This window comes from Pseudomonas sp. 3MAES_34.3B, from assembly GCF_058145875.1.
Genome location: NZ_CM176960.1, coordinates 3,276,089 through 3,302,710, shown reverse-complemented (window position 1 = coordinate 3,302,710; position 26,622 = coordinate 3,276,089). Strand labels below are relative to the sequence as shown.

Below are 26,622 nucleotides of genomic sequence, written 5' to 3'. Positions count from 1 at the left end.
GTGGCGGCCTCAGGCTTTGCGGGTGTGTTCGATCGCGGCAAGGATGTGCGAGTACGCCCCGCAGCGGCAGATGTTGCCGCTCATGGCTTCCTTGATTTCCGCTGCGGAGTCGCCGTATGGCTCGTGCGCCAGGGCCACCGCCGACATGATCTGCCCGCTGGTGCAGTAGCCGCACTGGTAGGCGTCCTGCTCCACGAACGCCACCTGCATGGGGTGGAGTTTGTCCGGCGTGCCCAGGCCTTCGATGGTGGTGATGTCATCCCCGTCGTGCATTAGCGCCAGGCTCAAACAGCTGTTCACTCGCCGGCCATTCACATGCACCGTGCAGGCACCACATTGGCCGTGGTCGCAGCCCTTCTTGGTACCGGTAAGTTGCAGCCGATCGCGCAGTGCATCCAAAAGGGTAGTGCGCGGGTCTACCTGAAGGGTTTTCGGGTCGCCGTTCACCTTCAGCGTGAGGGTTTGCTCGCCAGGCTCGGCAGGCACTGCATTCTCTGCGCCTGTGGCCTGCGTGGCGGCTACAAGGCCACCACCCAATGCCGCAGCGGTGCCGCTTACACCCATGGCCTGGAGCAACAAGCGGCGGGAAAAGGGCAAGTGCCCGGCGTTACCCTCGGTCGAGGGCAGAGGCTTTTTCGACATGAGTGGTTCTCCATCAGGTGCGCCTCTGCGGGCGCTGACACGGCATTTTTCAGGGTAGTTCGGGTTGGGCCGCACGGCTGGGCTACCGTTCAATCGTTTCAGCCCGCCGGTCGGCTGGCGGCGGGAACTCCAGCGGCGTCATCGCTTCACAACCCTAGGTGATCAAGGAGGCCGCGACATGAGTGACGCCCTGCAGGAATACAACCGCAAGCGTGATTTTGAAGCCACGCCAGAGCCGTCGGGTGGGAACAAAGGGCGCAAGGGTGCGGTGGATGATCGGGCCCTGCAGTTCTGCATCCAGAAGCACGACGCCAGCCACCTTCATTACGATTTTCGCCTGGAACTGGATGGCACCCTCAAAAGCTGGGCGGTGCCCAAAGGCCCGTCGCTGGACCCTCGCGACCGCCGCCTGGCCATTCAGGTAGAGGACCACCCCATCGACTACGCCAGCTTCGAAGGGCACATACCCGAGGGGCACTACGGGGCAGGGGACGTGATCGTCTGGGACCGCGGCGTGTGGGAGCCCGAGGACGAGCCGCACAAGGCGTTTGAAAAGGGCAAGCTCAAGTTCCGCCTTCAGGGGGAAAAGCTCAGCGGCGTGTGGAATCTGGTGCGCACTCACATGAGCGGCAACAAGACCCAGTGGTTCCTGATCAAGTCCCACGACGATGCCGCGCGCGACCACGACGAATACGACGTACTGGAAGCCGCCCCGGACAGCGTACTGAGCGACCGTACCCTGGTGCCCAAGGTGCGTGGCAAGGCCGCCCGGTCGAGAAAGGCATCGGCTGCGCCCGTGAAGGCACCTGCCAGAACCCGTGCCACCGGCAAACATGCCGAAAAGGCTGCCAGCCTGGAAGGCGCCGTGGCAGCACCCCTGCCGGAAACCTTGAAGCCCGAACTGGCCACGCTGGTGGAAACCGCACCAGCGGGTGAGTGGAGCTACGAGATCAAGTTTGACGGGTACCGCATCCTGGCCCGGATCGAGAACGGGAAGGCGCAATTGTTCACCCGCAATGGCCACGACTGGACGGCGAAGATGCCTCGGCAGGCCCGTGCCCTGGAGGCACTTGGGCTGGATTCAGCCTGGCTGGACGGTGAAGTGGTGGTTGCCAATGAAGACGGCGTTCCGGATTTTCAGGCACTGCAGAACGCCTTCGAAACCAGCCGCGCCGATTCCATTGTGTTTTACCTGTTCGACCTGATGTACCTCAACGGCATGGACCTCTCGCGCGTGCCGGTAGAGCAGCGCCGCGCCGCGCTGGAAGCCGTGCTCAAGCAGCACGAAGACGAAGCGCTGCGCTTCTCGTCGAGCTTCGATGAATCGGCCACGGCGCTGCTCGATAGCGCGTGCTCGATGAAGATGGAAGGGCTGATCGGCAAGCGCCTCGGCAGCGCCTACGTCAACCGGCGCAGCAACGACTGGATCAAGCTCAAATGCAAGCACCGGCAGGAGTTCGTGATCATCGGCTACACCGAGCCCAAAGGCGCCCGCAATGGCTTCGGCGCGCTACTGCTGGGGCTGCATGACGCCGACAGCGGCAAGTTGCGCTACGCCGGCAAGGTAGGCACGGGCTTCAACGAGGCCACGCTGCAAAGCATCCTCGCCGAACTGCGCCCTCTGGAAGTGAAAAAACCCGCCGTCGTCAACCCGCCCACCGGCGCCGAGGCGCGGGGGGTGCATTGGCTGGAGCCATCGCTGCTGGCCGAGGTCGCCTATGCGGAGGTGACCCGCGAAGGCTCGGTGCGCCATGCGGTGTTCCATGGCCTTCGCCAGGACAAGCCCGCCACTGAGATCACCCAGGAGACCCCCGTGGAAGCGAGCCAGCTCAAGCCGGATGACCAGCCTGCGCAAAAGCCTGCGAAAAAAGCCCCCACGAAGGCGGCAGCACCGAAAAAGGCCAGGGCGGGAAAGAACGAAGCCACTGCCGGCGAGGTACGCATTACCCATCCCGACCGGGTGATCGACGCCACCAGCGGCACCACCAAGTTGCAGCTGGCCCAGTATTACGCCCAGGTGGCAGCGTGGATTCTCCCTCACCTCAAGCAACGGCCGGTGGCGTTGGTAAGGGCGCCAGAGGGTATTGCGGGTGAACTGTTCTTCCAGAAGCACGCCGAACGGCTGAAAATTCCCGGAGTGACCAGCCTGGGCTCGGAGTTTTCCGGGCAGCCGGTGATGATCGTCGACAACCCGGAAGCGTTGATCGGCGCGGTGCAGATGAGCACGGTGGAATTTCACACCTGGAATGCCACCGCCAAGGACGGCCAACACCCGGACCGCTTCATTCTCGACCTGGACCCCGACCCCGCGCTGCCGTGGAAGGCCATGGTGGAAGCTACGCAGCTTACGCTGACCATTCTCGACGAGCTGGGCCTCAAGAGCTTCCTCAAGACCAGCGGAGGCAAGGGCATGCACATTGTGGTGCCGCTCAAGCCCAAGGATGACTGGGACAGCGTGAAGGCGTTCTCCCAGGCGGTGGTGAACCATCTGGCCAAACTGTTGCCCGATCGGTTCTCGGCGGTGTCCGGGCCGAAGAACCGGGTGGGCAAGATTTTCGTGGATTACCTGCGCAATTCACAGGGGGCTACCACCATCTGTGCGTTCGCTGCCCGCACCCGCGAGGGGTTGCCGGTATCGGTCCCGGTGTTCCGCGAGGAAGTTGCCGAACTCAAGGGCGGCAACCAGTGGAACATCCACAACATTCACGAGCGCCTCGGGGAAATGGAAGGCAACGACCCCTGGGCCGGTTACGCCAAGGTGCGGCAAACCATCACCGGCACCATGCGCAAGAAGCTCAACATGAAAAGCTGACCCGGCTGCGGCCCGCGCCCCGGCCCGGGCTCAAGCCTGCGGAGAACCATGAGCAAGATCATTACCGAACTGCCGGAAACGCCCGGCCAGGCCCAGGAAGCGAGCGAGAACGCCATGTTCGGCACGCCAAAGGCCCGGCTGGACTTTTACCGTCACGAGATTCAGTACGAAACCACGCTGATGTCCAACCGCACCAACGCCTACCTGTCCGCGCAGTCGTTCCTGGTGATCGCCTATGCCTCGTCCATGGCTAACCTGAACCCCGACTGGGGCAAGGTATTCACCCTGGTGGTGCCGCCGATCCTTGCGCTACTGGGCATCGTAAGCTCGCTGCACGCCTGGCCGGGCATCCGCGCCGCCTACGACATCATTGACCATTGGCATTTCAAGCAATACCAGCTGCTGCGTGCCGAGCCCGCCATGGGCATGGCGTACGACGACTCCCCGCTGTTCAGCAAGTATGAGGCTCAGGAGAAGGGCTATAAGCAGTCGCTGTTGTTCTCCATGCGCACCCCGTGGATTTTCACCGGCGTGTGGGTGGTGTTGGGGGTGTTTTCGGTGTGGTTGCAGTATTTCGGGTAGTACAGCGCAGCCGATGCCATTCCCGGGCTCCGCCCAGTCCTACAGGGTGAGCTGAGCCCCTAAAGTTGGCCTCACGCCAACCGGTAAAACCTCCGGGCATTGTCCCAGAGCACCGCGCGCGCCGCCGCGTCTCCCAACGCTTCGCCAATCAACGTGATATCCGCCGCTTCGAACGGCCTTGGCGCTCGGGTGGAAGGCAGGTCGCTGCCGAACATCAGCGCTTCGGGGTTGGCAGCGTGAAGCTGTTGCAGCGCTGGCGCCACGGGGAAGTCGACCCGACCGAAGCCGCAGGCTTTCACTCGCGCGCCTTGCTCGGCCAGCCGCAGCAGGTGAGGCAAACCCTCGGTGCTCAGGCCCAGGTGATCGATGCTCAGGGCCGGTAACCGCGAAAGGCGCGGTGCCAGCTCGGCCAGGTCGCGGCTGTCCACGTACAGTTCCACATGCCAGCCAAACCCTCGATGAACGCGCAGGGCCATGCGTTCCAGCTGCTCGAGCGGCTCGGAGCCGCCGCGCCGCAGGTTGAAACGCAGCGCGCGAACGTTATGGCGGTGCAAATCCGCCAAGGCATCATCGGTAATGTCTACCGGTACCTGCGTCACCCCGACGAACCCCTCACCCAGGCGTGCCAGCGCGTCCATCAAGTAGCTTTGATCAAAGCCTTGGAACGAGCCGGAAACCACCGCACCGCCTGCGATGCCCAGCGGCCCGGCCAGGGCCTGGTAGGCTGCCACATCGAAGGCTGGTGGCAGGTAACCCTGATTGGGGATAAGGGGAAAACGCGGGTCGATGATGTGGCAATGGGCGTCGAAGATCACCGTTGGCTCACTCCTTAACGAAAGTGCCCGTACCCTCGAGAATCACGTGCAGCGCAGCCTCGGCGTCGTCCAGGTCGGCCACTGCATCTTCAAGGTCCGCGATTACTTGCACGTTCGCGAACGGCGCCTCGGCGTTTGCCGGAAGGTCAATGGTCAAGCGGCGTTCGCTGAGGGTTACCTTGAAATCACGCACCAGGATGGACTGCTCGTCCCACACCAGTTCCACGTCGTCCTCGCCCGGCGCCCGGGACAACAACAGCATTTCGCCGTCGGTGCCCTGGCAGCACAGCAATGCCAGGTCGTCTTCTTCTTCGTCGCAAGGATTGCCCATCAACAGGGCGGCTTTCATATGCATGGGTCAGGCTTCCACGAAAAGTACGGCCATTGTCGCACGCCGCCAGGCTTTGCACAGCCGGCACATACTCAGGACATTACCGGCGCAGGCAAGGGCCCGGAGGTGGCTTCCAGGTCCGCCTGGCTGGCCATCACCTGGAAACGCTGGCGGTATTCCAGCGGGCTCAGCCCCAGGCGCTTGCCGAATATCCGCCGCAGGTTGTCGGCGCTGTCCACGCCGCAGCGCTCGGCCACCTCGCTTACCGGCAGGTCAGTGGTTTCAAGCAGCTCGCGGGCCGCGTCGATGCGCGCATCATTGACGAACGCCATGGGCGTGATGCCGGTCTGCTTGCTGAACAGGCGGGTAAGGTTGCGCGGGCTCATATGCACGCGCTCCGCCAGGGAGGCGAGGGTGTGGGGGTACTGCAGCCGGTCGATCACATAGTCACGCACCGCGTGCACCTGCGCATCGCCATGCGCCTGGCGGTCGAGCAAGGGGCCGAATTGAGCCTGCCCGCCCGGCCGCTGTAAATACACCAACATGTATTTGGCCACCTTGAGGGCAAACCGGCGGCCGAAGTCTTCTTCAATCAGCAGCAGGGCGAGGTCCATCGAAGCGCTGGCACCCGCGCTTGTGTACACAGGGCCGTCCTTCAGGCGCAACGGCTCGGCGTACACCTTTGCCTGGGGAAACGCAGCGCGTAACCGGGCCGCTTCGCTCCAGTGGCTGGTCACCTTGCGCTGGTCGAGCAAACCGGCACCGCCGAGCACGAACACCCCGCTGCAGGCCGCTGCCAACCGTCGGCAACGCTTGGCCTGGCGGACGACCCAGGCGGCCACGCGAGGGTCTTCATACACGTCGTACACGCCTATGCCGCCGGGTACGAGTAGGGTATCGAAAAAGGGGCAGGGCTCGTAGATGCTGCGGTCGGCGACCACTGTCAAACCGCACGCCGAACGCAGCGGCGTGCGCGTGGTGCCCACCGTCACGATTTCGTATTGATGCTCGCCCAGCACTCGCACCTCGCCAAACGCGTTGCGCGGCCCTGCGATGTCCAGCAGCTGAAAACCGGGAAACACCAGGATGCCAATCAGGATCTTGCGCATGAGGAGACGTCTCGCCGGGGAAGGCCAGGGCCCAGGGCCATGGCCGGGCTTGGACGAGAACTGCGCACTGCTCGCCGTCGTTCAGGTGTCAGGTGTGCCATTGGGCTAGCAAGAATCAGGCAAAGGCGTGCGGTTGTACGGCGTTAGTGTGCGCAAGCTGGATGAAACCCCTGTTACAGGCGATCACGCTGGACCGCTTCAGCGCATGTCGTAGCTCTGCGAAAGCTTTCCGCGCGCCGCCATAGTGCACTGTGGTACGCGGTGGGGCATGTTCCCGCATGCCGCTTGCAGCTTGTCCCTTGCAACTCGAGGCGGGTTGCGCCAGGTGCAACCCGAGGCTGACCGAATATGTCGCCCTGTGGCAAGATGTCCCAGGGGATGTGTCGCTAAGCTGAACTGTCCATGACACTGGCGCTGAATGCTGAACCAACCTCCACTGTCGTGACCCAAAAGCTTCATCACTCTTGCACGGCGTGCGGTCATCCACCGGCCCGGCAAGGGATACACGCTACGCTTCCACCAAATACAAAGCCCGAGCGGAGTACCACAGATGGCGTTTTTCACCGCGGCCAGCAAAGCCGACTTCCAGCATCAACTGCAGGCGGTCCTGGCCCAGCACGTTGACGAGCAGGCCCTGCCACAAGTAGCCCTGTTCGCCGATCAGTTCTTCGGCATCATTTCCCTTGACGAGCTGACCCAGCGGCGGCTGTCCGACCTCGCCGGCTGCACCCTCTCGGCCTGGCGCCTGATGCAGCGGTTCGAGCCCGCGCAGCCCCAGGTGAGGGTGTACAACCCTGATTACGAACGCCATGGCTGGCAATCCACCCATAGCGTGGTCGAAGTGCTGCATCAGGATCTTCCATTTTTGGTGGACTCGGTACGCACCGAGCTCAATCGCCGCGGCTATAGCATCCATACCCTGCAAACCGCCGTGCTGAGCGTACGGCGTGGGCCGGGCGGCGAATTGCTGGAAGTGATGCCGAAGAACACCCAGGGCGAGGGCATTGCCCAGGAATCGCTGATGTACCTGGAGATCAACCGCTGCGCCACGGCTGCAGGGCTGGCTGGCCTGGCGGCGGCGCTGCTGGAGGTGCTGGGCGAGGTGCGTGCCACAGTGGCCGATTTCGAACCCATGAAGGCGCGGGTCCACGACATGCTGGCCTTGGTTGACAACAGCGCCTGGCCGGTGGATGGCGCTGAAAAGGCCGAGGTGAAGATTTTCCTCGAGTGGTTGGTGGACAACAACTTCACCTTCCTGGGCTACGAGGAATTCGAAGTACGTGAAGACGCCCAGGGCGCCCATCTGGTGTACGACGAGCAGTCTTTCCTCGGCCTCCCGCGCCTTCTGCGCGCTGGCCTCAGCGCCGAAGACCTGCGCATCGAGGACTTTGCCGTCAAGTACCTGCGTGAACCGCTGTTGCTGTCCTTCGCCAAGGCCGCGCAACCCAGCCGTGTGCACCGCCCGGCCTACCCGGATTACGTGTCCATCCGGCAGATCGACGCGACCGGCCGGGTAATCAAGGAATGCCGCTTCATGGGCCTGTACACCTCGGCGGTGTACGCCACTACGGTGCAGCAGATTCCATACGTGCGCAGCAAGGTCGCCGAGATCGAACGCCGCTCGGGCTTCGATATGCGCGCGCACCTGGGCAAGGAACTGGCTCAGGTGGTCGAGGTGCTGCCCCGTGACGACCTGTTCCAGACCCCCGTGGATGAGCTGTTCAACACAGTGATGTCCATCGTGCAGATCCAGGAGCGCGCGAAAATTCGCGTGTTCCTGCGCAAGGACCCCTACGGGCGTTTCTACTACTGCCTGGCCTACGTGCCGCGTGACGTGTACTCGACCGAAGTGCGGCAGAAAATCCAGCAGGTTTTGATGGATCGGCTCAAGGCGAGCGACTGCGAATTCTGGACGTTCTTCTCCGAGTCCGTGCTGGCCCGGGTACAGCTGATTCTTCGGGTAGACCCCGCCAACCGCCAGGACATCGACCCGCAGCAGCTGGAGCGCGAAGTGGTGCAAGCCTGCCGCTCCTGGCAGGACGACTACCACGCCCTCACCATCGAAAACTTCGGCGAGGCCCAGGGCACCAACCTGCTGGCCGAATTCCCGAAAGGCTTCCCGGCCGGCTATCGCGAGCGGTTCGCCGCGCATTCGGCGGTGGTCGACATGCAGCACCTGCAGGCGCTTTCGGACGCGCGGCCACTGGTAATGAGCTTCTACCAGCCGTTGGCCCAGGGTGGCGAGCGCCAGTTGCATTGCAAGCTGTACCACGCCGACGTGCCGCTGGCGCTCTCGGACGTATTGCCGATCCTCGAAAACCTCGGCCTGCGCGTGCTGGGCGAGTTCCCTTACCGCCTGCGCAATCGCAACGGCCGCGAGTTCTGGATTCACGATTTTGCCTTCACTTATGCCGAAGGCCTGAAACTGGACCTGCAACAGCTCAACGACACCCTGCAGGATGCGTTCGTGCATATCGTCAACGGTGAGGCCGAGAACGATGCCTTCAACCGGCTGGTGCTTACCGCTGGCCTGCCGTGGCGAGACGTGGCGCTGCTGCGTGCCTATGCGCGCTACCTCAAGCAGATCCGCCTGGGCTTCGACCTGGGTTACATCGCCGCTGCGCTGAACAACCACACGGACATCGCCCGAGAGCTTACCCGCCTGTTCAAAACGCGCTTCTACCTGGCGCGCAAGCTGACCGGCGACGACCTGGACGACAAGCAACAGCGCTTGGAGCAGGCGATCCTCACGGCCCTGGACGACGTTCAGGTGCTCAACGAGGACCGCATCCTGCGGCGCTACCTGGACCTGATCAAGGCCACCCAGCGCACCAACTTCTATCAGCCCGACGCCAACGGCCAGCCCAAGCGCTACTTCAGCTTCAAGTTCAACCCGGCGCTGATTCCCGAGCTGCCACGGCCGGTGCCCAAGTTCGAGATCTTCGTGTATTCGCCGCGTGTGGAAGGGGTGCACCTGCGCTTCGGCAACGTGGCCCGCGGGGGGCTGCGCTGGTCGGACCGCGAAGAAGACTACCGTACCGAAGTGCTGGGCCTGGTGAAGGCGCAGCAGGTGAAAAACTCCGTGATCGTGCCACTGGGCGCCAAGGGCGGGTTCATTCCGCGCCGCCTGCCCCAGGGCGGCAGCCGCGATGAGGTGCAGAACGAGGCGATCGCCTGCTACCGGATCTTCATTTCCGGCTTGCTCGACATCACCGATAACCTCAAGGAAGGTGAAGTGGTACCGCCGGCCAACGTGGTGCGTCACGACAGCGACGACCCGTACCTGGTAGTGGCCGCGGACAAAGGCACCGCGACCTTCTCCGACATCGCCAACGGCATCGCCATCAGCTACGGCTTCTGGCTGGGCGACGCCTTCGCTTCCGGGGGTTCGGCCGGCTATGACCACAAAGGCATGGGCATCACCGCCCGCGGCGCGTGGGTGGGCGTTCAACGCCACTTCCGTGAGCGCGGCATTGATGTACAGAAAGACAACATCAGCGTGATCGGCATCGGCGACATGGCCGGTGACGTGTTCGGCAACGGCCTGCTGATGTCCGACAAGCTCCAGCTGGTGGCTGCCTTCAACCACCTGCACATTTTCATCGACCCTAATCCGGATGCGGCCAGCAGCTTTGCAGAGCGCCAGCGCTTGTTCAACCTGCCACGCTCGGCCTGGAGCGACTATGACGCATCGTTGATTTCCGCCGGTGGTGGCATCTTCCAGCGCAGCGCCAAGAGCATTGCCATCAGCCCTGAAATGAAAGCCCGGTTCGACATCAAGGCCGACCGCCTCACCCCGACCGAGCTATTGCATGCGTTGCTCAAGGCCCCGGTGGACCTGCTGTGGAACGGCGGTATCGGCACCTATGTGAAGTCCAGCGAGGAAAGCCATGCCGACGTGGGCGACAAGGCCAACGATGCGCTGCGCGTGAACGGCGACGAGCTTCGCTGCAAGGTGGTGGGCGAGGGCGGCAACCTGGGCATGACCCAGCTGGGCCGGGTGGAGTTCGGCCTCAACGGCGGCGCCACCAACACCGACTTCATCGACAATGCCGGCGGCGTGGACTGCTCCGACCATGAAGTGAACATCAAGATCCTGCTCAACGAGGCGGTGGCCGCAGGCGACCTTACCGAGAAGCAGCGCAACGAACTGCTGGGTAGCATGACCGACGAGGTCGCGCACCTGGTGCTCGGCAACAACTACAAGCAGACCCAGGCGCTGTCCATTGCCGCGCGCCGCGCCAACGATCGGTTGGCCGAGTACAAGCGGCTGATTACCGACCTTGAAAGCCGGGGCAAGCTGGACCGGGCGATCGAGTTCCTGCCCAACGAAGAACAGCTGGCCGAACGCGCTGCGGCCGGTCAGGGCCTGACCCGCGCCGAGCTGTGCGTGTTGATCTCCTACAGCAAGATCGACCTCAAGGAGACCCTGCTCAACTCCCGCGTACCGGATGACGACTACCTCACCCGGGACATGGAAACCGCATTCCCGCCCAGCCTGGTGGCCAAGTACGGCCCGGCCATGCGTCGCCACCGCCTGAAGCGCGAAATCGTGAGCACCCAGATCGCCAACGACCTGGTGAACCACATGGGCATCACCTTCGTGCAGCGGCTGAAGGAATCCACGGGCATGAGCGCGGCGGATGTGGCCGGTGCCTATGTGGTGGTGCGGGATATCTTCCACTTGCCGCACTGGTTCCGTCAGATCGAAGCGCTGGACTACCAGGTGCCCGCCGATATCCAGCTCAGCCTCATGGAAGAGCTGATGCGCCTTGGGCGCCGGGCAACGCGCTGGTTCCTGCGCAACCGCCGCAGCGACCAGGACGCCGGCCGTGACGTGGCCCATTTCGGCCCGCACATCACCGCGTTGGGCCTCAAGCTCAACGAGTTGCTGCAAGGGCCAACCCAGCGCCAGTGGGAAACCCGCTACCAGGCGTACGTAGAGGCAGGCGTGCCGGAGTTGCTGGCGCGTATGGTGGCCGGCACCACGTACCTCTATAACCTGCTGCCGATCATCGAGGCCTCGGACCTCACCGGTCAAAGTGCCGCCAGCGTGGCCAAGGCGTTCTTCGCCAGCGGCAGCGCGCTGGACCTGAACTGGTACCTGCAACAGATCAGCAGCCTGCCGGTGCAGAGCAACTGGCAAGCGCTGGCCCGGGAAGCGTTCCGCGATGATCTGGACCTGCAACAGCGGGCAATCACCATCTCGGTACTGCAACTGCAGGATGCACCGGAGGACGTGGACGCCAGGGTATCCCTGTGGCTTGAACAGCACCGGGTGCACGTGGAGCGCTGGCGCGCGATCCTCGAGGACCTGCGCGCGGCCACCGGCAGCGACTACGCCATGTATGCCGTAGCCAACCGCGAACTCGCCGACCTTGCGCTCAGCCCTGCGGTGTCTCACGCCGTGGCCTGAGTGAGCCGGGCCCTTCCTTTGGGGAGGGCGTGGTTCCGGCTGTGAAGCCTTATGTGGGCCGCTTATGTTCCGCCAGCGCTTGAGAAAGCGCTGACATAAACATAAGCGAGCCACAGGAGGCCCACATGGCGGATATCGCAGGAAAATCCTTCATTGCAACGCTGCTGAGCACTACGGGGGGCGGCATCTACCCGGTATGTTCCCGGCCTACCCTACTTGGGGATGACGGCTGGCTTTATCAGGATCACCACAAGCCGGTCGCGTTCCACTTCGACTTTATCGAAGCGGTAGGGGATCGCCTTCACTACATCCTGAAGGGCGCCGCTGGTACTGCCCATGAAGGTGCCAAGCTTGGGGTAAGCCGCAACGGCTACCTCGGGTTTTACAAGTTTGCCGAGGTGTCCGACTTCTGGAAGGTCGAGCTGGAGGGAGACCAGAGTGAACCCGAGAGCTTCCGATTCCTTCTGCGTGACCATCGTGGCTACCGGGTGGCTTCCTCGTGCGAGGAGGAAACTTACACACTGCCTGAACACCCCACGGGCACTGGCCCTTCCTTTACCACCGTCCGGCGCTATCTCAACGTCGAAAAGGGCGACATCGTCCATTTCACAGGGCGCATTCTCCAAACGCTTTAATCAGTGACCCTCGGCATTGACGCCTGTCGTCAGCTGGGTGGTTGCGGCGGCGCCAGGATGGCGCTTGCCGATAACGTTGATTCAAGGAGTGCCACATGGCCGATATCGCAGGAAAATCCTTCATTGCAACGCTGCTGAGCACCACCGGGGACGGGTTCTTCCCGGTAGGCTATCTCAAGGACGCCTCCGTAGCCGGGGACGGCTGGCTGATCCAGAGCGAACAGGAGCAGCACGACGCCGTTTTCCGCTTCGACTTCATCGAAGCGGTGGGCAATCGGCTCCATTACACCATCAGCGCCGCGCCTGGCACCGCCTATGAAGGCGCCAAGGTGGGTATCAGCCGTAACGGGTATCTGGGGTTCTACCGGATCGCCGAGGTGTCCGATTTCTGGAAAATCGAACTCGAAGGCAACCAGGTAGACCCGGACGCCTTCGAGTTCGTATTACGTGACCATCGGGGTTATCGGGTGGGCTCGGTGATTGAGCCGCAAGGTGGCTTCTGGACGTCATTTCATCCTGCCCAAAGTGCAAGGCAGGTGCGTTTTCTGAATGTGGAGGCGGGCGATATCGTCCACTTCCGAGGTGAGATCATTACCGAGCTTTGAGTAAGGCCCGCAGTGGGCATATTTCCAACTATGACCGCTCTTGAGGGCCGTTTATGTTGGCCTGGCGCTAAGAAAGCGCTACCAATGACACCGCGACGCAAAGGAGTGCCACATGGCCGAAATCGCAGGAAAATCTTTGATTGCTAAACTTTCAATGGACGCCGGGGAGGGGTTTCGGCCCGTCGCCCATAGTACGGATCGCTCAGCAGTAGCCGAAGACGGCTGGCTGATCCAGAGCGAACAGGAGCAGACCCATCCGATCTTCCGATTCGACTTCCTGGAAGTAATGGGAGGTGTGCTTCACTGCAAAATCAGCGCCGCACCGGGAACTGGCTACGACGGGGCGAAGGTCGGCGTGAGCCGTAATGGCTATCTGGGATTCTACCAGGTAGCCGAGGTGGACGATTTGTGGAGGGTCGACCTCGAAGGTAACCCGGGGACACCGGACGCTTTCGAATTCGTGTTGCGTGACTACAGAGGCTACCGTGTGGGCTCCAAAAGCGAGCCCGCAGGTGGTGGCCGCCAAGTGCGTTACCTGAACGTGGAAGCTAAAGACACCGTTCGCTTCCGTGCTCACATCGTGACTTACCTGTAAGTAAGTGCCGCTGGGCTGCGACACTCACAGCGCAGCCCAGTGGTCATTTTACAGGTTGGTCATGCGCTGGTTCTTTTCGTCGTACCGCTCACCTACAACGGCGTCGGCTGGCAGGGCTTGGGTGATGGCCTGTTCCGCGGCGCTATCCAACTCCACGCTGGCGGCACCGGCGTTATCCGCCAGGTGGTGAATCTTCCGCGCCCCTGGTATCGGCACGATCCACGGCTTTTGTGCCAGCAGCCAGGCCAGGGCCAGCTGCGCCGCGGTGCAGCCGCGCTGTTCGGCCAGCTGATTCAAGGCTTCCACCAAGCGCATGTTCTGCTTCAGGGCTTCGTCCTGGAAGCGCGGCAGTCCGCGGCGCATGTCTTTCTCGTCCAACTCCTCGACCTTTAACTTGCCGGTAAGGAACCCACGGCCCAGCGGGCTGTAGGGCACAAACCCCACGCCCAGTTCGGCGCACGTAGGCAGCACTTCCTTCTCAGCTTCGCGGTACCACAGTGAATACTCCGATTGCAGCGCCGTGATTGGGTGAACCGCATGGGCTTTGCGCAGAGTGGCGGCTGAAGCTTCCGACAAGCCGAGGAAGCGAACTTTGCCCGCGTGTACCAGCTCCGCCATAGCACCCACCGTATCCTCGATCGGCACAGCCGGGTCCACCCGGTGCTGGTACAGCAGGTCGATGGTTTCGATACCTAGCCGCTTGAGCGAGCCTTCTACCGCCTCGCGGATATGCTCCGGGCGGCTGTCCACGCCAGCAATGCGCTCGCGGCCAACGCCCTGATCGGAAATCCTGAAGCCGAACTTGGTGGCGACCTGAACTTGATCGCGGCGGCCCTTCAGCGCCTTGCCCAGCAGCTCCTCGTTCTCGAAGGGGCCGTATACCTCGGCGGTGTCCCAGAAGGTCACCCCCAACTCCAATGCATGGTGCAGGGTCTTGATCGACTCGGCTTCCGGCGCACCGCCATAGGCGAAGCTCATGCCCATGCAGCCCAGGCCAATAGCTGATACCTCCAGGCCTTGGCCCAGTGTTCTGGTTTTCATCCCTATGCTCCTTTCTCATCATGAGCGACTAAGCGTAGCCGTTCTGTGGGCTTAGCCCGGCTCGGTCCAACGCCATGCCGATAAAAAGTACCGAATGAGCTACGCTCCCTTGTACCCCTTTCGGGGCTGTGCCCCTCCAAGCCGCGTCGCGCGTGCTTCAGTTCGTTGCAGTCACACGTCTCCTGCCTTTGGAAGCTTGCGGCCTGGCTCCGTAATTCTCTCGGAGGTAACAGTCATGGCAATACTCTTCAACGTGCGCGATTACGGCGCGAAAGGCGATGGCATCGCGGACGATACCCAGGCCATTCAACAGGCGATCGATGCCGCCGCCAAGGCGGGCGGGGGCGAAGTGTATGTGCCCGGGGGCACCTACATGCTCAGCGGGCCGAACAGCGATGGAGGCTGCCTTACCCTCAAGAGTAATGTAAGCCTCAATGGCGAGCGGATGGGCCTGGCCACGTTCAAGCTGGCCGATGGTTCCAGCGATGACATTGCGGGGCTGATCCATACCGTAAGCGATGCCAATACGCTCGATGCCGCCATCCGCAACCTTACGCTTGACGGTAACAAGGCCAACACCAGCGGCACCGTCGACGGTATTGTGACCGGCAGCGCCACCGGCAATACAGCGCACACCGTTGGCCTGACCCTCGCCGGCGTCGAGTTGCAGCAGCTGAGTGGGGACGGCCTGCGGGCTCAGGCGCTCACGTTCGCGATGAATGTGAATGACAGCCTGGCCCATGATAACGACGGCGATGGCTTTGCTACCGAGTTCCAGCCCAGGCAGGTGCGCGACGACACCATCAGCTTCCGTGACAACCAGGCATATCGCAACGGCGGCGATGGCTTCAATGTGTTGGCGGCTGCTTACACCAGCGTGAGCCTGCCTGGTCGCAGGGAGCAAGCGTACACGTTCGGCAGCAACGATGCGTACGACAATGCAGGCAGCGGTCTGGTGATAACCGGGGTTGACCAGCCTGACCCGGAGCGGTCCCGCTGGCAGCAGGAAGGCATTGTTGGGGGCAAGGTGTATGGCAATGGTGGTGCGGGCATCAGTATCCAAGGGTTCAGCGGCGGCACCATCAGTGAGGTAGAGATTTACGACAACGGCCGCCAGGGCCTCGCATTGCTGGGCACGCACGAGCAGAAGGTGTACAGCAATTATCTACACGATAATGCGCAAGCTGGCCCGGCGGCGGAGGTTCTGGTAGGCACCTATACCAACACGCAAGGGCGGGTTTACAGCGCTGATAACGTGCTGGACCTGGCCAGAAACACCATCGTTGGCGGCGAGCAGTCAACCTACGGGCTGGACGACCGCCAGGCACCTGCCAGCGAAGCCCCTCACCGCGCCGGGGTGGGTAACACCCTCAGCAACTTGCGTAGCGGGCATCTGGCGACTGACCAGGCTTATCTGAATCTGTTCTCCTCGCTGCCCGCTTTCACGTTAGTGGGTACGCAGGCCACAGACCATCTCACCGGGACCGCCGCAGTCGAGGTATTGAAGGCGGGCGCCGGCCGCGACACTCTCGATGGCGGAGAGAGCGACGATGTGCTCCAGGGTGACAAGGGCGCGGACCGCCTCACCGGCGGCGCGGGCGACGATGTGTTTGTGTATGCCCGTCGGCAAGACAGTTACGCCAGCAGCACAGGGGATGCGCATGATCGCCTCCTGGATTTCGCCCCTGGGCAAGACTACCTCGACCTCGCTTCGCTGGGCTTGCACGGGCTGGGCGATGGGCACAACGGCACTGTGCAACTCACGTACAACACCAGCACCGAAACCACCTACCTGCAAAGCCTGGACGCCGACGCCGATGGCTATCGGTTCAAGCTGGCGCTCGCGGGTGATTACCGCGACCGCCTGGCCGACGCCGACTTCGTGGGCCGCCAGGACGGCACCAACGGCCCTGACACGCTTATCGCCACGCGCGCCAGCGGCGAGCTGCTGGTGGGGCGCGGGGGCGAGGACACGCTGACCGGCGGCGCGGGTGACGATCGCCTGGAGGGTAATGGTGGCGCAGATCGCCTGACGGGCGGCGCCGGCCAGGACACATGGGTCTACACGCGTATGGCCGACTCTGGCATCAACACGGCGAGCCACACCGAACACATCGACATGGTAGCTGACCTCAGCATGACGGAGGCTGACCTGATTGACGTCTCCGCCTTGGGCTTTACCCGTATAGGGGATGGCCATGACGGTAGCCTCAAAGTGACCTACGACTCTGCAACCGACCGTACCACGGTCGAATCCCTCGAGGCCGATGCGGCGGGAAACCGTTTCGTCATTACCCTGCTGGATGCCTTTGTGGATGGGCTGCATCCAGGCTTCGTTTCGTCACTGGCCGATGCGTTTATCCTGGCGCCGTCAACGCCGCAAACAGGCGCTACCGATTCACCCAGGACCTACAGCTATGGCACCCTGCTCGACGATATGTTGATCGGCAGCGCACAGCGGGACGACCTCCATGCAGACGCCGGTGATGATGTAATCCAGGGTGAAGGCGGTGGCGACCTGCTTACCGGCGACGCCGGGGCTGATACTTTTCTTTACCAGCATGTGAGTGACAGCACCAACAGCGGGGTGGACGTGATCCAGGACTTCCTCGTCTCAGCCGACCGCATAGACGTGTCGGCACTGGGGTTTACCGGGCTGGGTGATGGTACGGCGGGCACGCTGAAGCTTGCGTACAGCGTAACAAGTGACCGCACCTACCTGCGTTCCTTGGAATCGGACGAGGAAGGCCACCGGTTCGAAGTGGCGCTGGCGGGGGATTTCCGCCAGACCCTTGCCCCGCAGAATCTTGTGTTTGCGTCTGAGGCTGCGCCCGTTTCGGTGCAAGATACCGACCTCATCCTTATAGGGGATGCTTTGGCCGCGTAGGAACGATGAAACCTCGCCAATAAAAAACCCGCCAGTGACGGCGGGTTTTTCTTGCAGCGTGAAGCTTACAACTTGCAGCTCACAGCCTTACGCCTGAACGACCGGGATCTTGGCCTTTTCCGCAGCATCACGGAAATCGGCGATCTGGTCGAAGCTCAGGTAGCGGTAAACGTCGGCAGCCATGCTGTCGATGTTCTGCGCGTACTGCATGTACTCCTCGACCGTAGGCAGTTTGCCCATGATCGACGCGACTGCCGCCAGTTCCGCAGAGGCCAGGTACACGTTGGCACCATCGCCCAAGCGGTTGGGGAAGTTACGGGTGGAGGTGGAGACCACCGTGGAGTTGGCGGCCACGCGTGCCTGGTTACCCATGCACAGCGAGCAGCCTGGCATTTCCATACGGGCGCCGGCCTTGCCGTAGATGCCGTAGTAGCCTTCTTCGGTAAGCTGGTGCGCGTCCATTTTGGTGGGCGGCGACAGCCACAGGCGAGTCGGGATGGCACCCTTGACCTTGTCCAGCAACTTGCCCGCAGCGCGGAAGTGGCCGATGTTGGTCATGCACGAGCCGATGAACACTTCGTCGATCTTCTCGCCAGCCACCGTGGACAGCAGGCGGGCGTCGTCCGGGTCGTTCGGTGCGCAGAGCACAGGCTCTTTCACTTCGGACAGGTCGATCTCGATCACTTCGGCGTATTCGGCGTCGGCATCGGCGGCCAGCAGCGCCGGGTTGGCGATCCAGGCTTCCATCGCCTGAGCGCGGCGCTCCAGGGTGCGGGCATCGCCGTAGCCTTCGCTGATCATCCAGCGCAGCAGGGTGATGTTGGACTGCAGGTACTCGGCGATGGCCTTTTCCGGCAGCTTGATGGTGCAACCGGCGGCGGAACGCTCGGCCGAGGCATCGGACAGCTCGAATGCCTGCTCGACGGTCAGGTCGTCCAGGCCTTCGATTTCCAGGATGCGGCCGGAGAAGGCGTTCTTCTTGCCCTTCTTCTCGACGGTGAGCAGGCCCTTCTGGATGGCGTAGTACGGAATCGCATGCACCAGGTCGCGCAGGGTGATGCCAGGCTGCATCTTGCCCTTGAAGCGAACCAGTACGGATTCCGGCATGTCCAGCGGCATCACACCCGTGGCAGCGGCGAACGCGACCAGGCCGGAACCGGCCGGGAAGGAGATACCGATCGGGAAGCGGGTGTGGGAGTCACCACCGGTGCCCACGGTGTCCGGCAGCAGCATGCGGTTCAGCCAGCTGTGGATGATGCCGTCGCCTGGGCGCAGCGACACGCCGCCGCGGGTGCGGATGAAGTCGGGCAGGGTGTGGTGGGTGGTGACGTCGATCGGCTTGGGGTACGCCGCGGTGTGGCAGAAGGACTGCATCACCAGGTCAGCGGAGAAGCCCAGGCAGGCGAGGTCTTTGAGCTCATCGCGGGTCATCGGGCCAGTGGTGTCCTGGGAGCCGACGGTGGTCATCCTTGGTTCGCAGTAGGTGCCAGGGCGCACGCCCTCGACGCCACAGGCTTTGCCGACCATTTTCTGCGCCAGGGTGTAGCCCTTGCCGGTGTCGACGGGGGCTTCCGGCAGCTTGAACAGGTTGGCCGTTTGCAGGCCCAGCTCGGCGCGCGCCTTGTCGGTAAGGCCCCGGCCCACGATCAGCGGAATACGGCCGCCGGCGCGAACTTCGTCCAGCAGCACAGGGGTTTTCAGCTCGAAGGTGGCCAGCACCTCATCGGTGCCGTGCTTGCACACTTTGCCAGCGTGCGGGTACACGTCGATCACGTCGCCCATGTTCAGGTTCGACACGTCGAACTCGATCGGGAGGGCGCCGGCGTCTTCCATGGTGTTGTAGAAGATCGGAGCGATCTTGGTGCCGAAGCAGAAGCCACCGGCGCGCTTGTTCGGCACGTAGGGGATGTCGTCGCCGAAGAACCACAGCACCGAGTTGGTGGCCGATTTACGCGAAGAACCCGTACCGACCACGTCGCCCACGTAGGCAACTGGGAAGCCCTTGGCTTTCACTTCTTCGATCTGCTTGAGCGGGCCGATGGCGCCTTGCTGCTCGGGCACGATGCCGTCGCGGGCCATTTTCAGCATGGCCAGGGCGTGCAGCGGGATGTCAGGGCGCGACCAGGCGTCCGGGGCAGGGGAGAGGTCGTCGGTGTTGGTTTCGCCAGGCACCTTGAACACGGTCAGGGTGTACTTGTCGGCGATGGCCGGGCGCTTGGTGAACCACTCACCGTCGGCCCAGGATTGCAGCACGGCCTTGGCGTGGGCGTTGCCGTTCTTGGCTTTCTCGGCCACGTCGTGGAAGGCGTCGAACATCAGCAGGGTGTGCTTGAGTTGTTCGGCAGCCACGCTGCCCAGCTCGGCGTCGTCCAGCAGGTCGACCAGGGTATGGATGTTGTAGCCGCCCTGCATGGTGCCCAGCAGTTCGGTGGCGCGCTTCTTGTCGATCAGCGGCGAGGAAGCTTCGCCTTTGGCCAGCGCGGACAGGAAGCCGGCCTTCACGTAGGCGGCTTCGTCCACTCCCGGCGGTACGCGGTTGGTGATCAGGTCTACCAGGAAAGCTTCTTCGCCGGCGGGCGGGTTCTTCAGCAGCTCGACCAGGCCTGCGGTTTGTTCGGCGTTCAGCGGCTGGGGCACGATACCCTGGGCGGCACGCTCTTCGGAGTGTTTGCGGTAGGCTTCAAGCACAGTTATTACCCTCATCAGTGGTCCCGCGTGGGACGCTTATCCAGCGGCACCCTCGCACGCCGGGGCCATGCGGCTTTTGAAGCCGATTGACCGGAGTGTCGATGAGTGCCAGGCAGAAGCTGCTTTCAAAGTTTTACGCCGGCAGAATGCTGAGCGGATGAGGGCTGGCACGGTGAGGAGGGGAACCGTGCCACTGCATTCTGACGGATCGACTGTGCTCGTGACGCTTTGAAAACAGCTTCCAGATGGACATTGGTGCCTTCAAGCAGGCCGAACGATTCTACGGCAAAATTTCCCCGAAAGTAAGTTGCCCGTTCGCCAGCAAGAGGTGAAAGCACTACGACGAAGGGCTAAGATAGGCGGCTCGCCGCTTCGCCGATGCTCTGATTACCATGGCCAAATCAACGATCAAAACGCCTTGTGTAGGCCTCTGCTCCACTGTCTACGGGGACCTGGTGTGCCGTGGCTGCAAGCGTTTTCACCACGAAGTGATCCACTGGAACACCTACGACGACGAGCAGAAACGCGCCGTATGGCTGCGCCTGGAGCAACTGCTGGCGCAAGTGATGGAGGGCAAGCTCGAGGTGTTCGACCCGGCACGGCTGCGCTTGCAGCTCGAGCAACGGCAGATCCGCTTCCAGCCACAACAGTCCGAATACTGCTGGGCCTATCAGCTGATCGCCCGCGGCGCCCGGGTGATCAACCAGCTGGACGCCTACGGCATCGTACTGCTGCCCGAATTTCGCGACTGGGACCTGCCCGCCCTGCGTGACGCCATCGATCGGGAATTCTTCCTTCTGTCCGAAGCCCATTACCAGCGCTACATCGCGCCTGCGTTTTTGCTGGAAGGGTTGGAGTAGGCGCTGGGTCAATCGCTTGAACGGCGATGCCTGGCTGTGGCGCCCCGCGTATACTGCGCCGTTTTCCAGCCACACGAGACGGCGCATGCTGCCCGACATTCACGAGTTCCTTGGTTGCCGCACGCCCCAGGCCTGGGTCGATGCCGCAGTGGCAGACCAGGAAACCCTGCTCATCGATCACAAGAACTGCGAGTTCAAGGCGGCGTCCACGGCGCTTAGCCTGATTGCCAAATACAACACCCACGTTGACCTCATCCACTTCATGTCCCGCTTGGCGCGTGAGGAGCTGGTGCACCACGAGCAGGTGCTGCGCTGGATGAAAAAGCGTGGCGTGCCGCTGCGGCCCCTCAATGCCGGCCGCTATGCTTCGGGCCTGCGCAAGCTGGTGCGCTCGCATGAGCCGGTGAAGCTGGTGGATACCCTGGTGGTGGGCGCGTTCATCGAAGCCCGCAGCTGCGAACGGTTCGAAGCGCTAGTGCCACATCTGGACGCGGACCTGGGCGGCTTTTACCACGGGTTGCTCAAAAGCGAAGCGCGGCATTTCCAGGGCTACCTGAAGCTGGCCTATCACTACGGCGATGCCGCCGACATTCAAAACACTATCGCCAGGGTGCGCGAGGCGGAAGTGGCCCTGATCGAAAGCGCGGATGAGGAATTGCGCTTTCATAGCGGCGTGCCTGCCTGATTCGCTTTCCCCGTTAAACCTATTCGCGAGCTCCGCCGGCCATCCGGCGATAGCTCGCGAATGAAGGAAAAATGCCGCTCAGGTAGTTAGCCCCCTGATAGGTGTCTTGACATTAGCTGCCTAGGCAGTAATATCTCGCAATATTCTCTGCCTGAGCAGTTATCTGCCATATTTCGATGAGCCATTTCACTCCTGAAAACTTCCACGACAGCCAGATCGGCATGTTGCTGGGCCGCGCCAATAGCCTGAAAGACCGCATTCTGGACCAGCACCTGGAGATTTACGGTGTGACCTCGGCGCAGTTCAAGGTGTTGATCATCGTGGCCGAGTGGGGCCTGAACTCGCCGGGTGACCTGTGCCGGCATTTGTCGCTGGACAGCGGCTCGATGACCCGCATGCTCGACCGTTTGGAGCAGAAGCTGCTGATTCGCCGCAGCCGCAGTGAGGCGGACCGTCGGCAGATCTGCATCGCACTCACGGAAGAAGGCCAGGCTTTGGCAGCGCGTCTGCCACAGATCGGGGCGGAGGCGATGAACCGGCTGGCCGGCGTGTTGGATGGCCACGAACTGGCAGAGCTGGAACGGTTGCTCAAAAAAATTCTGATCGATGCCGGCGACCCCGTGGCCTGCTGGCGCTTGGGTAAAAAATGAAGCCCCAACTGCTTACCTTGAAATTACTGCCCCTGGCCTTCGCCGTGGCACTCGCCGGATGTGCCAACGACCACGGCCTCAAACCGGACGCCGCCGTGGCGCAACCCGGCGGCCTGAACGCCACACGCAGCCTGGCCGCAGTGACCGTGAGCCCGGCCGCCTGGCCGTCGGCGACCTGGTGGTCCAGCCTGGGCGACCAGCAATTGAATGCGTTGATTGACGAGGCACTGCGCGACAGCCCGGACCTGCAAGTGGCCGCTGCGCGTGCTCATCAGGCAACCGCTGCCGCCAATGCCGCCGATGCCGACCGTAGCGCGTACATCGGCGCCGATGCCAATGTGTCGAGGTCCCGGCTGGCCAAGGTGCAAGACCCGCTGCTCGAGGGTGACCGTTATTCCACGCTGCGCAGCGCGGAAGTGACGTTCGACTATACATTCGACCTCTGGGGCGGCGAGCGCGCGGCCTGGGAAGCGGCATTGGGCCAGGCCCGGGCGGCGGAAGTGGACCGTCAAGCCGCCCGGCTGACCTTGGCCGTGGACGTTGCACGGGCCTACAGCGACCTGGGCCATGCCTATATTGCCGCCGACCTGGCGCAGGAAGACCTCTCGCGTACGCGGCGCATGCTGGAGTTGGGCCGTCAGCGGCTGGCCGCCGGCATTGACAGCCAATACCAGCTTCAGCAAACCGAAAGCCTGGAAGCCAGTGCCCAGGAGCAGGCGATCAACGCTGACAAGGAACTGCGCAGTGCCCGTATCGCCTTGGCGATCCTGCTGGGCAAGGGCCCGGACCGCGCCAACGAAATCGCCCGGCCGCAGGTACTCAAGCCTGCAGCGGTAGCACTGCCGTCGCAATTACCAGCGGACCTGCTGGGTCGCCGCCCAGACCTGATTGCCGCGCGCTGGCGGGTGGAAGCCGCCAGCCGCAACGTGGAAGTGAGCAAGACGCGGTTCTACCCCAACCTGAACCTCACCGCCGCGGCAGGCACCCAGTCACTGTTGGGGGACGCGTTGTTCGGCAGCGCCAGCCGCTTCTTCAACATCGCCCCGGCGGTGTCGTTGCCGCTGTTCGACGGCGGCCGCCTGCGCGCCGGCCTGGACGCCAGCGATGCCGACTACGAGCTGGCGGTGGCGCAGTACAACAAGGCACTGGTGGGTGCGCTGGGGGATGTGGCCGACGCCATCAACCGCCTCGAAGCCTTGGGCCGCCAAGTCGACGCCAAGCAGCGCGCGGCCGATGTGGCGCGCCAATCCTTCGATACGGCCACGCAGCGTTACGGCTCAGGCATCGGCAACTACCTGGATGTACTGACCATCGAGCAGCAACTGCTGGGCGCGCAACAGCAGCTAGCAGGGCTCAATGCTCAGCGTATCGACGTTTCGATTCAACTTATGCAGGCCCTTGGCGGCGGTTATCAGGGCGACACCCTGGCCAGCGCCCAGGCCCCACGCGATTAACCAAGGTAACTTCCCATGGCCACTGCCAACCCCCAAGCCACCGGCGAAAAGGCTGATAACGCCCAACCCCAGGGCAACCCGCGCAAGCGCAAGTTGATGCTGTTCCTGTTATTGCTGGTGGTCGTGATCGCCGGCATTGCCGTGTTCGCCTGGCACGAACTGCACGGCCGGTTCTATGAAGAAACCGACGATGCCTATGTGAACGGCAACGTGGTTGAGGTGACTCCGCTGATCGCCGGTACCGTAGTAAGCATCGGTGCCGATGACGGCGACCTGGTGCAGGAAGGCCAGACGCTCATCAGCTTCGACCCGGCCGACGCCCGTATCGCGCTGGAAAACGCCCAGGCCAACCTGGCTCGCACGGTTCGCCAGGTGCGCGGCATGTACAGCAATGTCGACAGCCAGCGCTCCCAGGCCAATGCCCGTCGGGTGGAGCTGCAAAAGGCGCAAGAGAACTTCAACCGTCGCAAGACGCTCGCCGCCAGCGGGGCGATCTCTCAGGAGGAGCTGTCCCATGCGCGCGATGACCTGGCTGCGGCTCAGGCCGCGCTCGGTACCGCTCAGCAGCAATTGGCCGGCACTGTGGCACTGGTCGACGACACCGTCATTTCCTCGCACCCCGATGTGCAAGCCGCCGCCGCGCAGCTGCGTGATGCCTACCTGGCCCGCGCGCGCACCACGCTGGTCGCCCCGGTCACCGGCTATGTGGCCAAGCGCACCGTGCAGCTGGGCCAGCGCGTTCAGCCCGGCACGCCGACCATGGCGGTGATCCCGCTGGATCAGGTGTGGGTAGACGCGAACTTCAAGGAAACACAGCTGCACGATATGCGCATCGGCCAGCCGGTGACCCTGGAAACAGACCTGTATGGTGATGACGTGACCTATGGCGGCACCGTGCAAAGCATCGGCGCTGGCACCGGCAGCGCCTTCTCGCTGTTGCCGGCGCAGAACGCCACCGGTAACTGGATCAAGATCGTTCAGCGGGTGCCGGTGCGGATCAAGCTGGACCCGCAGCCACTGAAGGACCATCCGTTGCGCATTGGTCTGTCCACTGTCGCCACCGTGGACCTTCACGACCAGACCGGCGCCGTGCTGACGCAACAATCGACGCAGCAGGCCACGTTCTCTACCCGGGTATACGAGCAGCAGCTGGACGAAGCCGACAGCATGATTGCGCGGCTGATCCACGACAACAGCGCCCCGGGCAAGACCGCCCAGCGTTGAGCCCACCCGCGCCCCGTGAGCGGGGCGCCCTTTCTGTTTGCGGGATACAGCGATGAGCTCCAACGCATCCTTTACGCCACCCAGCCTGGTGCTCAGCACCATCGGCCTGTCGCTGGCGACGTTCATGCAGGTGCTGGACACCACCATCGCCAACGTGGCGCTGCCCACCATTTCGGGCAACCTGGGGGTGAGCGCGGAGCAGGGCACCTGGGTGATCACCTCGTTTGCCGTGAGTAATGCCGTGGCCCTGCCGCTCACCGGCTGGCTCAGCCGACGCTTCGGTGAAGTGAAGCTGTTCATCTGGGCAACGTTGCTGTTCGTGCTGGCTTCGTTCCTCTGCGGCATTTCCACCTCGATGCCCGAGTTGGTCGGCTTTCGGGTGGTGCAGGGGATGGTTGCGGGCCCGCTGTACCCCATGACCCAAACGCTGCTGATAGCCGTGTACCCGCCAGCGAAACGGGGGATGGCCCTGGCCTTGCTGGCCATGGTAACGGTGGTGGCGCCCATCGCCGGGCCGATACTCGGGGGCTGGATTACCGACAGCTACAGCTGGCCGTGGATTTTCTTCATCAACGTACCGGTGGGCCTGTTCGCCGCCGCCGTGGTACGCCAGCAATTGGCCAAGCGGCCGGTGCAGACCAGCCGGCAACCGATGGACTATGTGGGCCTGATCACCTTGATCATCGGCGTGGGCGCCTTGCAGGTGGTGCTCGACAAGGGCAATGACCTGGACTGGTTCGAGTCGCAATTCATCATCATCGGCACGGTGATTTCGGTCATATTCCTGGCCATTTTCGTAATCTGGGAGCTGACCGATGCCCACCCGGTAGTGAACCTGAGGCTGTTTGCGTTCCGTAACTTCCGCGTGGGCACGGCGGTGCTGGTGGGTGGCTACGCGGGCTTCTTCGGGATCAACCTGATCCTTCCGCAGTGGTTGCAGACCCAGTTGGGCTATACCGCGACCTGGGCCGGCTTCGCCGTGGCGCCGCTGGGGATACTTCCGGTGTTGATGTCGCCCTTCGTGGGCAAGTACGCCCACAAGTTCGACCTGCGCGTATTGGCGGGGCTTGCCTTCACGGCGATTGGCCTAAGCTGCTTCATGCGAGCTGGCTTCAACACCGAGGTGGATTTCACCCATATCGCGCTGGTGCAGCTGTTCATGGGGATCGGGGTGGCGCTGTTCTTCATGCCCACGCTCAGCATTTTGCTATCGGACCTGCCACCCAAGCAGATCGCCGATGGTTCCGGGCTGGCCACCTTCCTGCGTACCCTGGGCGGTAGCTTCGCGGCCTCGCTCACTACCTGGATCTGGAGCCGTCGCGCCATCCAGCACCATGCCTACCTGAGCGAGAACATCAGCACGCTCGACCCCACTACCCAGCAGGCCTTGCAACAGCTGGGCGGGGCGACGGACAAGAGCTATGCGCAGCTCGAACAGATGGTTAACGCCCAGGCCTACATGCTGTCGACCGTGGACTACTTTACCCTGTTGGGCTGGATCTTCGCGGCGCTGATCCTGCTGGTGTGCTTCGCCAAACCACCGTTCACCGCCAAGGGCGGGCCGGAGGCAAGCGGGCATTGAGGTAGCGGG

At 62.9% G+C, this 26,622-nt stretch carries 19 protein-coding genes; 13 read left to right on the top strand and 6 right to left on the bottom strand.

Going from position 1 to position 26,622, the window contains the following annotated elements; genetic code table 11:
* Window positions 1–9 precede the first annotated feature (9 nt).
* Window positions 10–642 carry a 2Fe-2S iron-sulfur cluster-binding protein gene (locus AC3Z8Y_RS14475; RefSeq protein WP_490086396.1) on the bottom strand — a complete coding sequence of 211 codons (633 nt, stop codon included), beginning with the start codon at window positions 640–642 and terminating at the stop codon, window positions 10–12.
* 178 nt (window positions 643–820) lie between these two features.
* On the opposite strand from AC3Z8Y_RS14475, the gene ligD reads away from it, so the two are divergent.
* Together ligD and AC3Z8Y_RS14465 are read left to right on the top strand one after the other, a co-directional pair.
* Window positions 821–3,454, top strand: coding sequence for a DNA ligase D (gene ligD, locus AC3Z8Y_RS14470; RefSeq protein ID WP_490086395.1), 2,634 nt, complete (start codon window positions 821–823; stop codon window positions 3,452–3,454).
* A gap of 48 nt (window positions 3,455–3,502) precedes the next feature.
* On the top strand, window positions 3,503–4,036 hold the full coding sequence (locus AC3Z8Y_RS14465) for a hypothetical protein (protein WP_490086394.1): 534 nt from the start codon (window positions 3,503–3,505) through the stop codon (window positions 4,034–4,036).
* 71 nt (window positions 4,037–4,107) lie between these two features.
* Here AC3Z8Y_RS14465 and AC3Z8Y_RS14460 read toward each other — a convergent pair whose 3' ends face one another.
* From AC3Z8Y_RS14460 to AC3Z8Y_RS14450, 3 genes are all read right to left on the bottom strand, one after another.
* Window positions 4,108–4,851, bottom strand: coding sequence for an amidohydrolase family protein (locus AC3Z8Y_RS14460; RefSeq protein WP_490086393.1), 744 nt, complete (start codon window positions 4,849–4,851; stop codon window positions 4,108–4,110).
* A gap of 7 nt (window positions 4,852–4,858) precedes the next feature.
* Complete coding sequence (locus AC3Z8Y_RS14455; RefSeq protein ID WP_490086392.1) at window positions 4,859–5,206, bottom strand: hypothetical protein; 348 nt, start codon at window positions 5,204–5,206, stop codon at window positions 4,859–4,861.
* Window positions 5,207–5,274: 68 nt separating this feature from the next.
* Entirely contained in the window at window positions 5,275–6,291 is a 1,017-nt protein-coding gene (locus tag AC3Z8Y_RS14450) for a GlxA family transcriptional regulator (protein ID WP_490086391.1), read from the bottom strand.
* 550 nt (window positions 6,292–6,841) lie between these two features.
* Here AC3Z8Y_RS14450 and AC3Z8Y_RS14445 point away from each other — a divergent pair.
* The 4 genes from AC3Z8Y_RS14445 to AC3Z8Y_RS14430 all read left to right on the top strand — a co-directional run bounded on the left by AC3Z8Y_RS14445 (window position 6,842) and on the right by AC3Z8Y_RS14430 (window position 13,542).
* Complete coding sequence (locus tag AC3Z8Y_RS14445) at window positions 6,842–11,707, top strand: NAD-glutamate dehydrogenase (RefSeq protein ID WP_490086390.1); 4,866 nt, start codon at window positions 6,842–6,844, stop codon at window positions 11,705–11,707.
* A gap of 125 nt (window positions 11,708–11,832) precedes the next feature.
* On the top strand, window positions 11,833–12,342 hold the full coding sequence (locus tag AC3Z8Y_RS14440; protein WP_490086389.1) for a hypothetical protein: 510 nt from the start codon (window positions 11,833–11,835) through the stop codon (window positions 12,340–12,342).
* Between the two features lie 95 nt (window positions 12,343–12,437).
* Window positions 12,438–12,947, top strand: coding sequence for a hypothetical protein (locus tag AC3Z8Y_RS14435; RefSeq protein ID WP_490086388.1), 510 nt, complete (start codon window positions 12,438–12,440; stop codon window positions 12,945–12,947).
* Between the two features lie 112 nt (window positions 12,948–13,059).
* On the top strand, window positions 13,060–13,542 hold the full coding sequence (locus AC3Z8Y_RS14430) for a hypothetical protein (protein WP_490086387.1): 483 nt from the start codon (window positions 13,060–13,062) through the stop codon (window positions 13,540–13,542).
* Window positions 13,543–13,590: 48 nt separating this feature from the next.
* Here AC3Z8Y_RS14430 and AC3Z8Y_RS14425 read toward each other — a convergent pair whose 3' ends face one another.
* Window positions 13,591–14,583, bottom strand: a complete 993-nt coding sequence (locus AC3Z8Y_RS14425) for an aldo/keto reductase (protein WP_490086386.1) — start codon at window positions 14,581–14,583, stop codon at window positions 13,591–13,593.
* 235 nt (window positions 14,584–14,818) lie between these two features.
* On the opposite strand from AC3Z8Y_RS14425, the gene AC3Z8Y_RS14420 reads away from it, so the two are divergent.
* Window positions 14,819–17,470, top strand: a complete 2,652-nt coding sequence (locus tag AC3Z8Y_RS14420) for a glycosyl hydrolase family 28-related protein (protein ID WP_490086385.1) — start codon at window positions 14,819–14,821, stop codon at window positions 17,468–17,470.
* 87 nt (window positions 17,471–17,557) lie between these two features.
* On the opposite strand, the gene acnB is transcribed toward AC3Z8Y_RS14420, so the two are convergent.
* Entirely contained in the window at window positions 17,558–20,158 is a 2,601-nt protein-coding gene (gene acnB, locus AC3Z8Y_RS14415; protein ID WP_490090007.1) for a bifunctional aconitate hydratase 2/2-methylisocitrate dehydratase, read from the bottom strand.
* Between the two features lie 392 nt (window positions 20,159–20,550).
* Here acnB and AC3Z8Y_RS14410 point away from each other — a divergent pair, with 392 nt between their 5' ends.
* The 6 genes from AC3Z8Y_RS14410 (at window position 20,551) to AC3Z8Y_RS14385 (ending at window position 26,613) form a co-directional block, all read left to right on the top strand.
* On the top strand, window positions 20,551–21,018 hold the full coding sequence (locus AC3Z8Y_RS14410) for a DUF1289 domain-containing protein (protein WP_181116905.1): 468 nt from the start codon (window positions 20,551–20,553) through the stop codon (window positions 21,016–21,018).
* An 85-nt stretch (window positions 21,019–21,103) separates the two neighbouring features.
* Complete coding sequence (locus tag AC3Z8Y_RS14405; protein WP_490086384.1) at window positions 21,104–21,703, top strand: MiaE family protein; 600 nt, start codon at window positions 21,104–21,106, stop codon at window positions 21,701–21,703.
* Window positions 21,704–21,879: 176 nt separating this feature from the next.
* On the top strand, window positions 21,880–22,353 hold the full coding sequence (locus AC3Z8Y_RS14400) for a MarR family winged helix-turn-helix transcriptional regulator (protein ID WP_490086383.1): 474 nt from the start codon (window positions 21,880–21,882) through the stop codon (window positions 22,351–22,353).
* Window positions 22,350–23,807 carry an efflux transporter outer membrane subunit gene (locus tag AC3Z8Y_RS14395; protein ID WP_490086382.1) on the top strand — a complete coding sequence of 486 codons (1,458 nt, stop codon included), beginning with the start codon at window positions 22,350–22,352 and terminating at the stop codon, window positions 23,805–23,807. Before AC3Z8Y_RS14400 ends, AC3Z8Y_RS14395 begins: the two co-directional genes overlap by 4 nt.
* 15 nt (window positions 23,808–23,822) lie before the next feature.
* On the top strand, window positions 23,823–25,031 hold the full coding sequence (locus AC3Z8Y_RS14390) for an EmrA/EmrK family multidrug efflux transporter periplasmic adaptor subunit (protein ID WP_490086381.1): 1,209 nt from the start codon (window positions 23,823–23,825) through the stop codon (window positions 25,029–25,031).
* A gap of 52 nt (window positions 25,032–25,083) precedes the next feature.
* On the top strand, window positions 25,084–26,613 hold the full coding sequence (locus AC3Z8Y_RS14385; protein ID WP_490086380.1) for a DHA2 family efflux MFS transporter permease subunit: 1,530 nt from the start codon (window positions 25,084–25,086) through the stop codon (window positions 26,611–26,613).
* Window positions 26,614–26,622 lie beyond the last annotated feature (9 nt).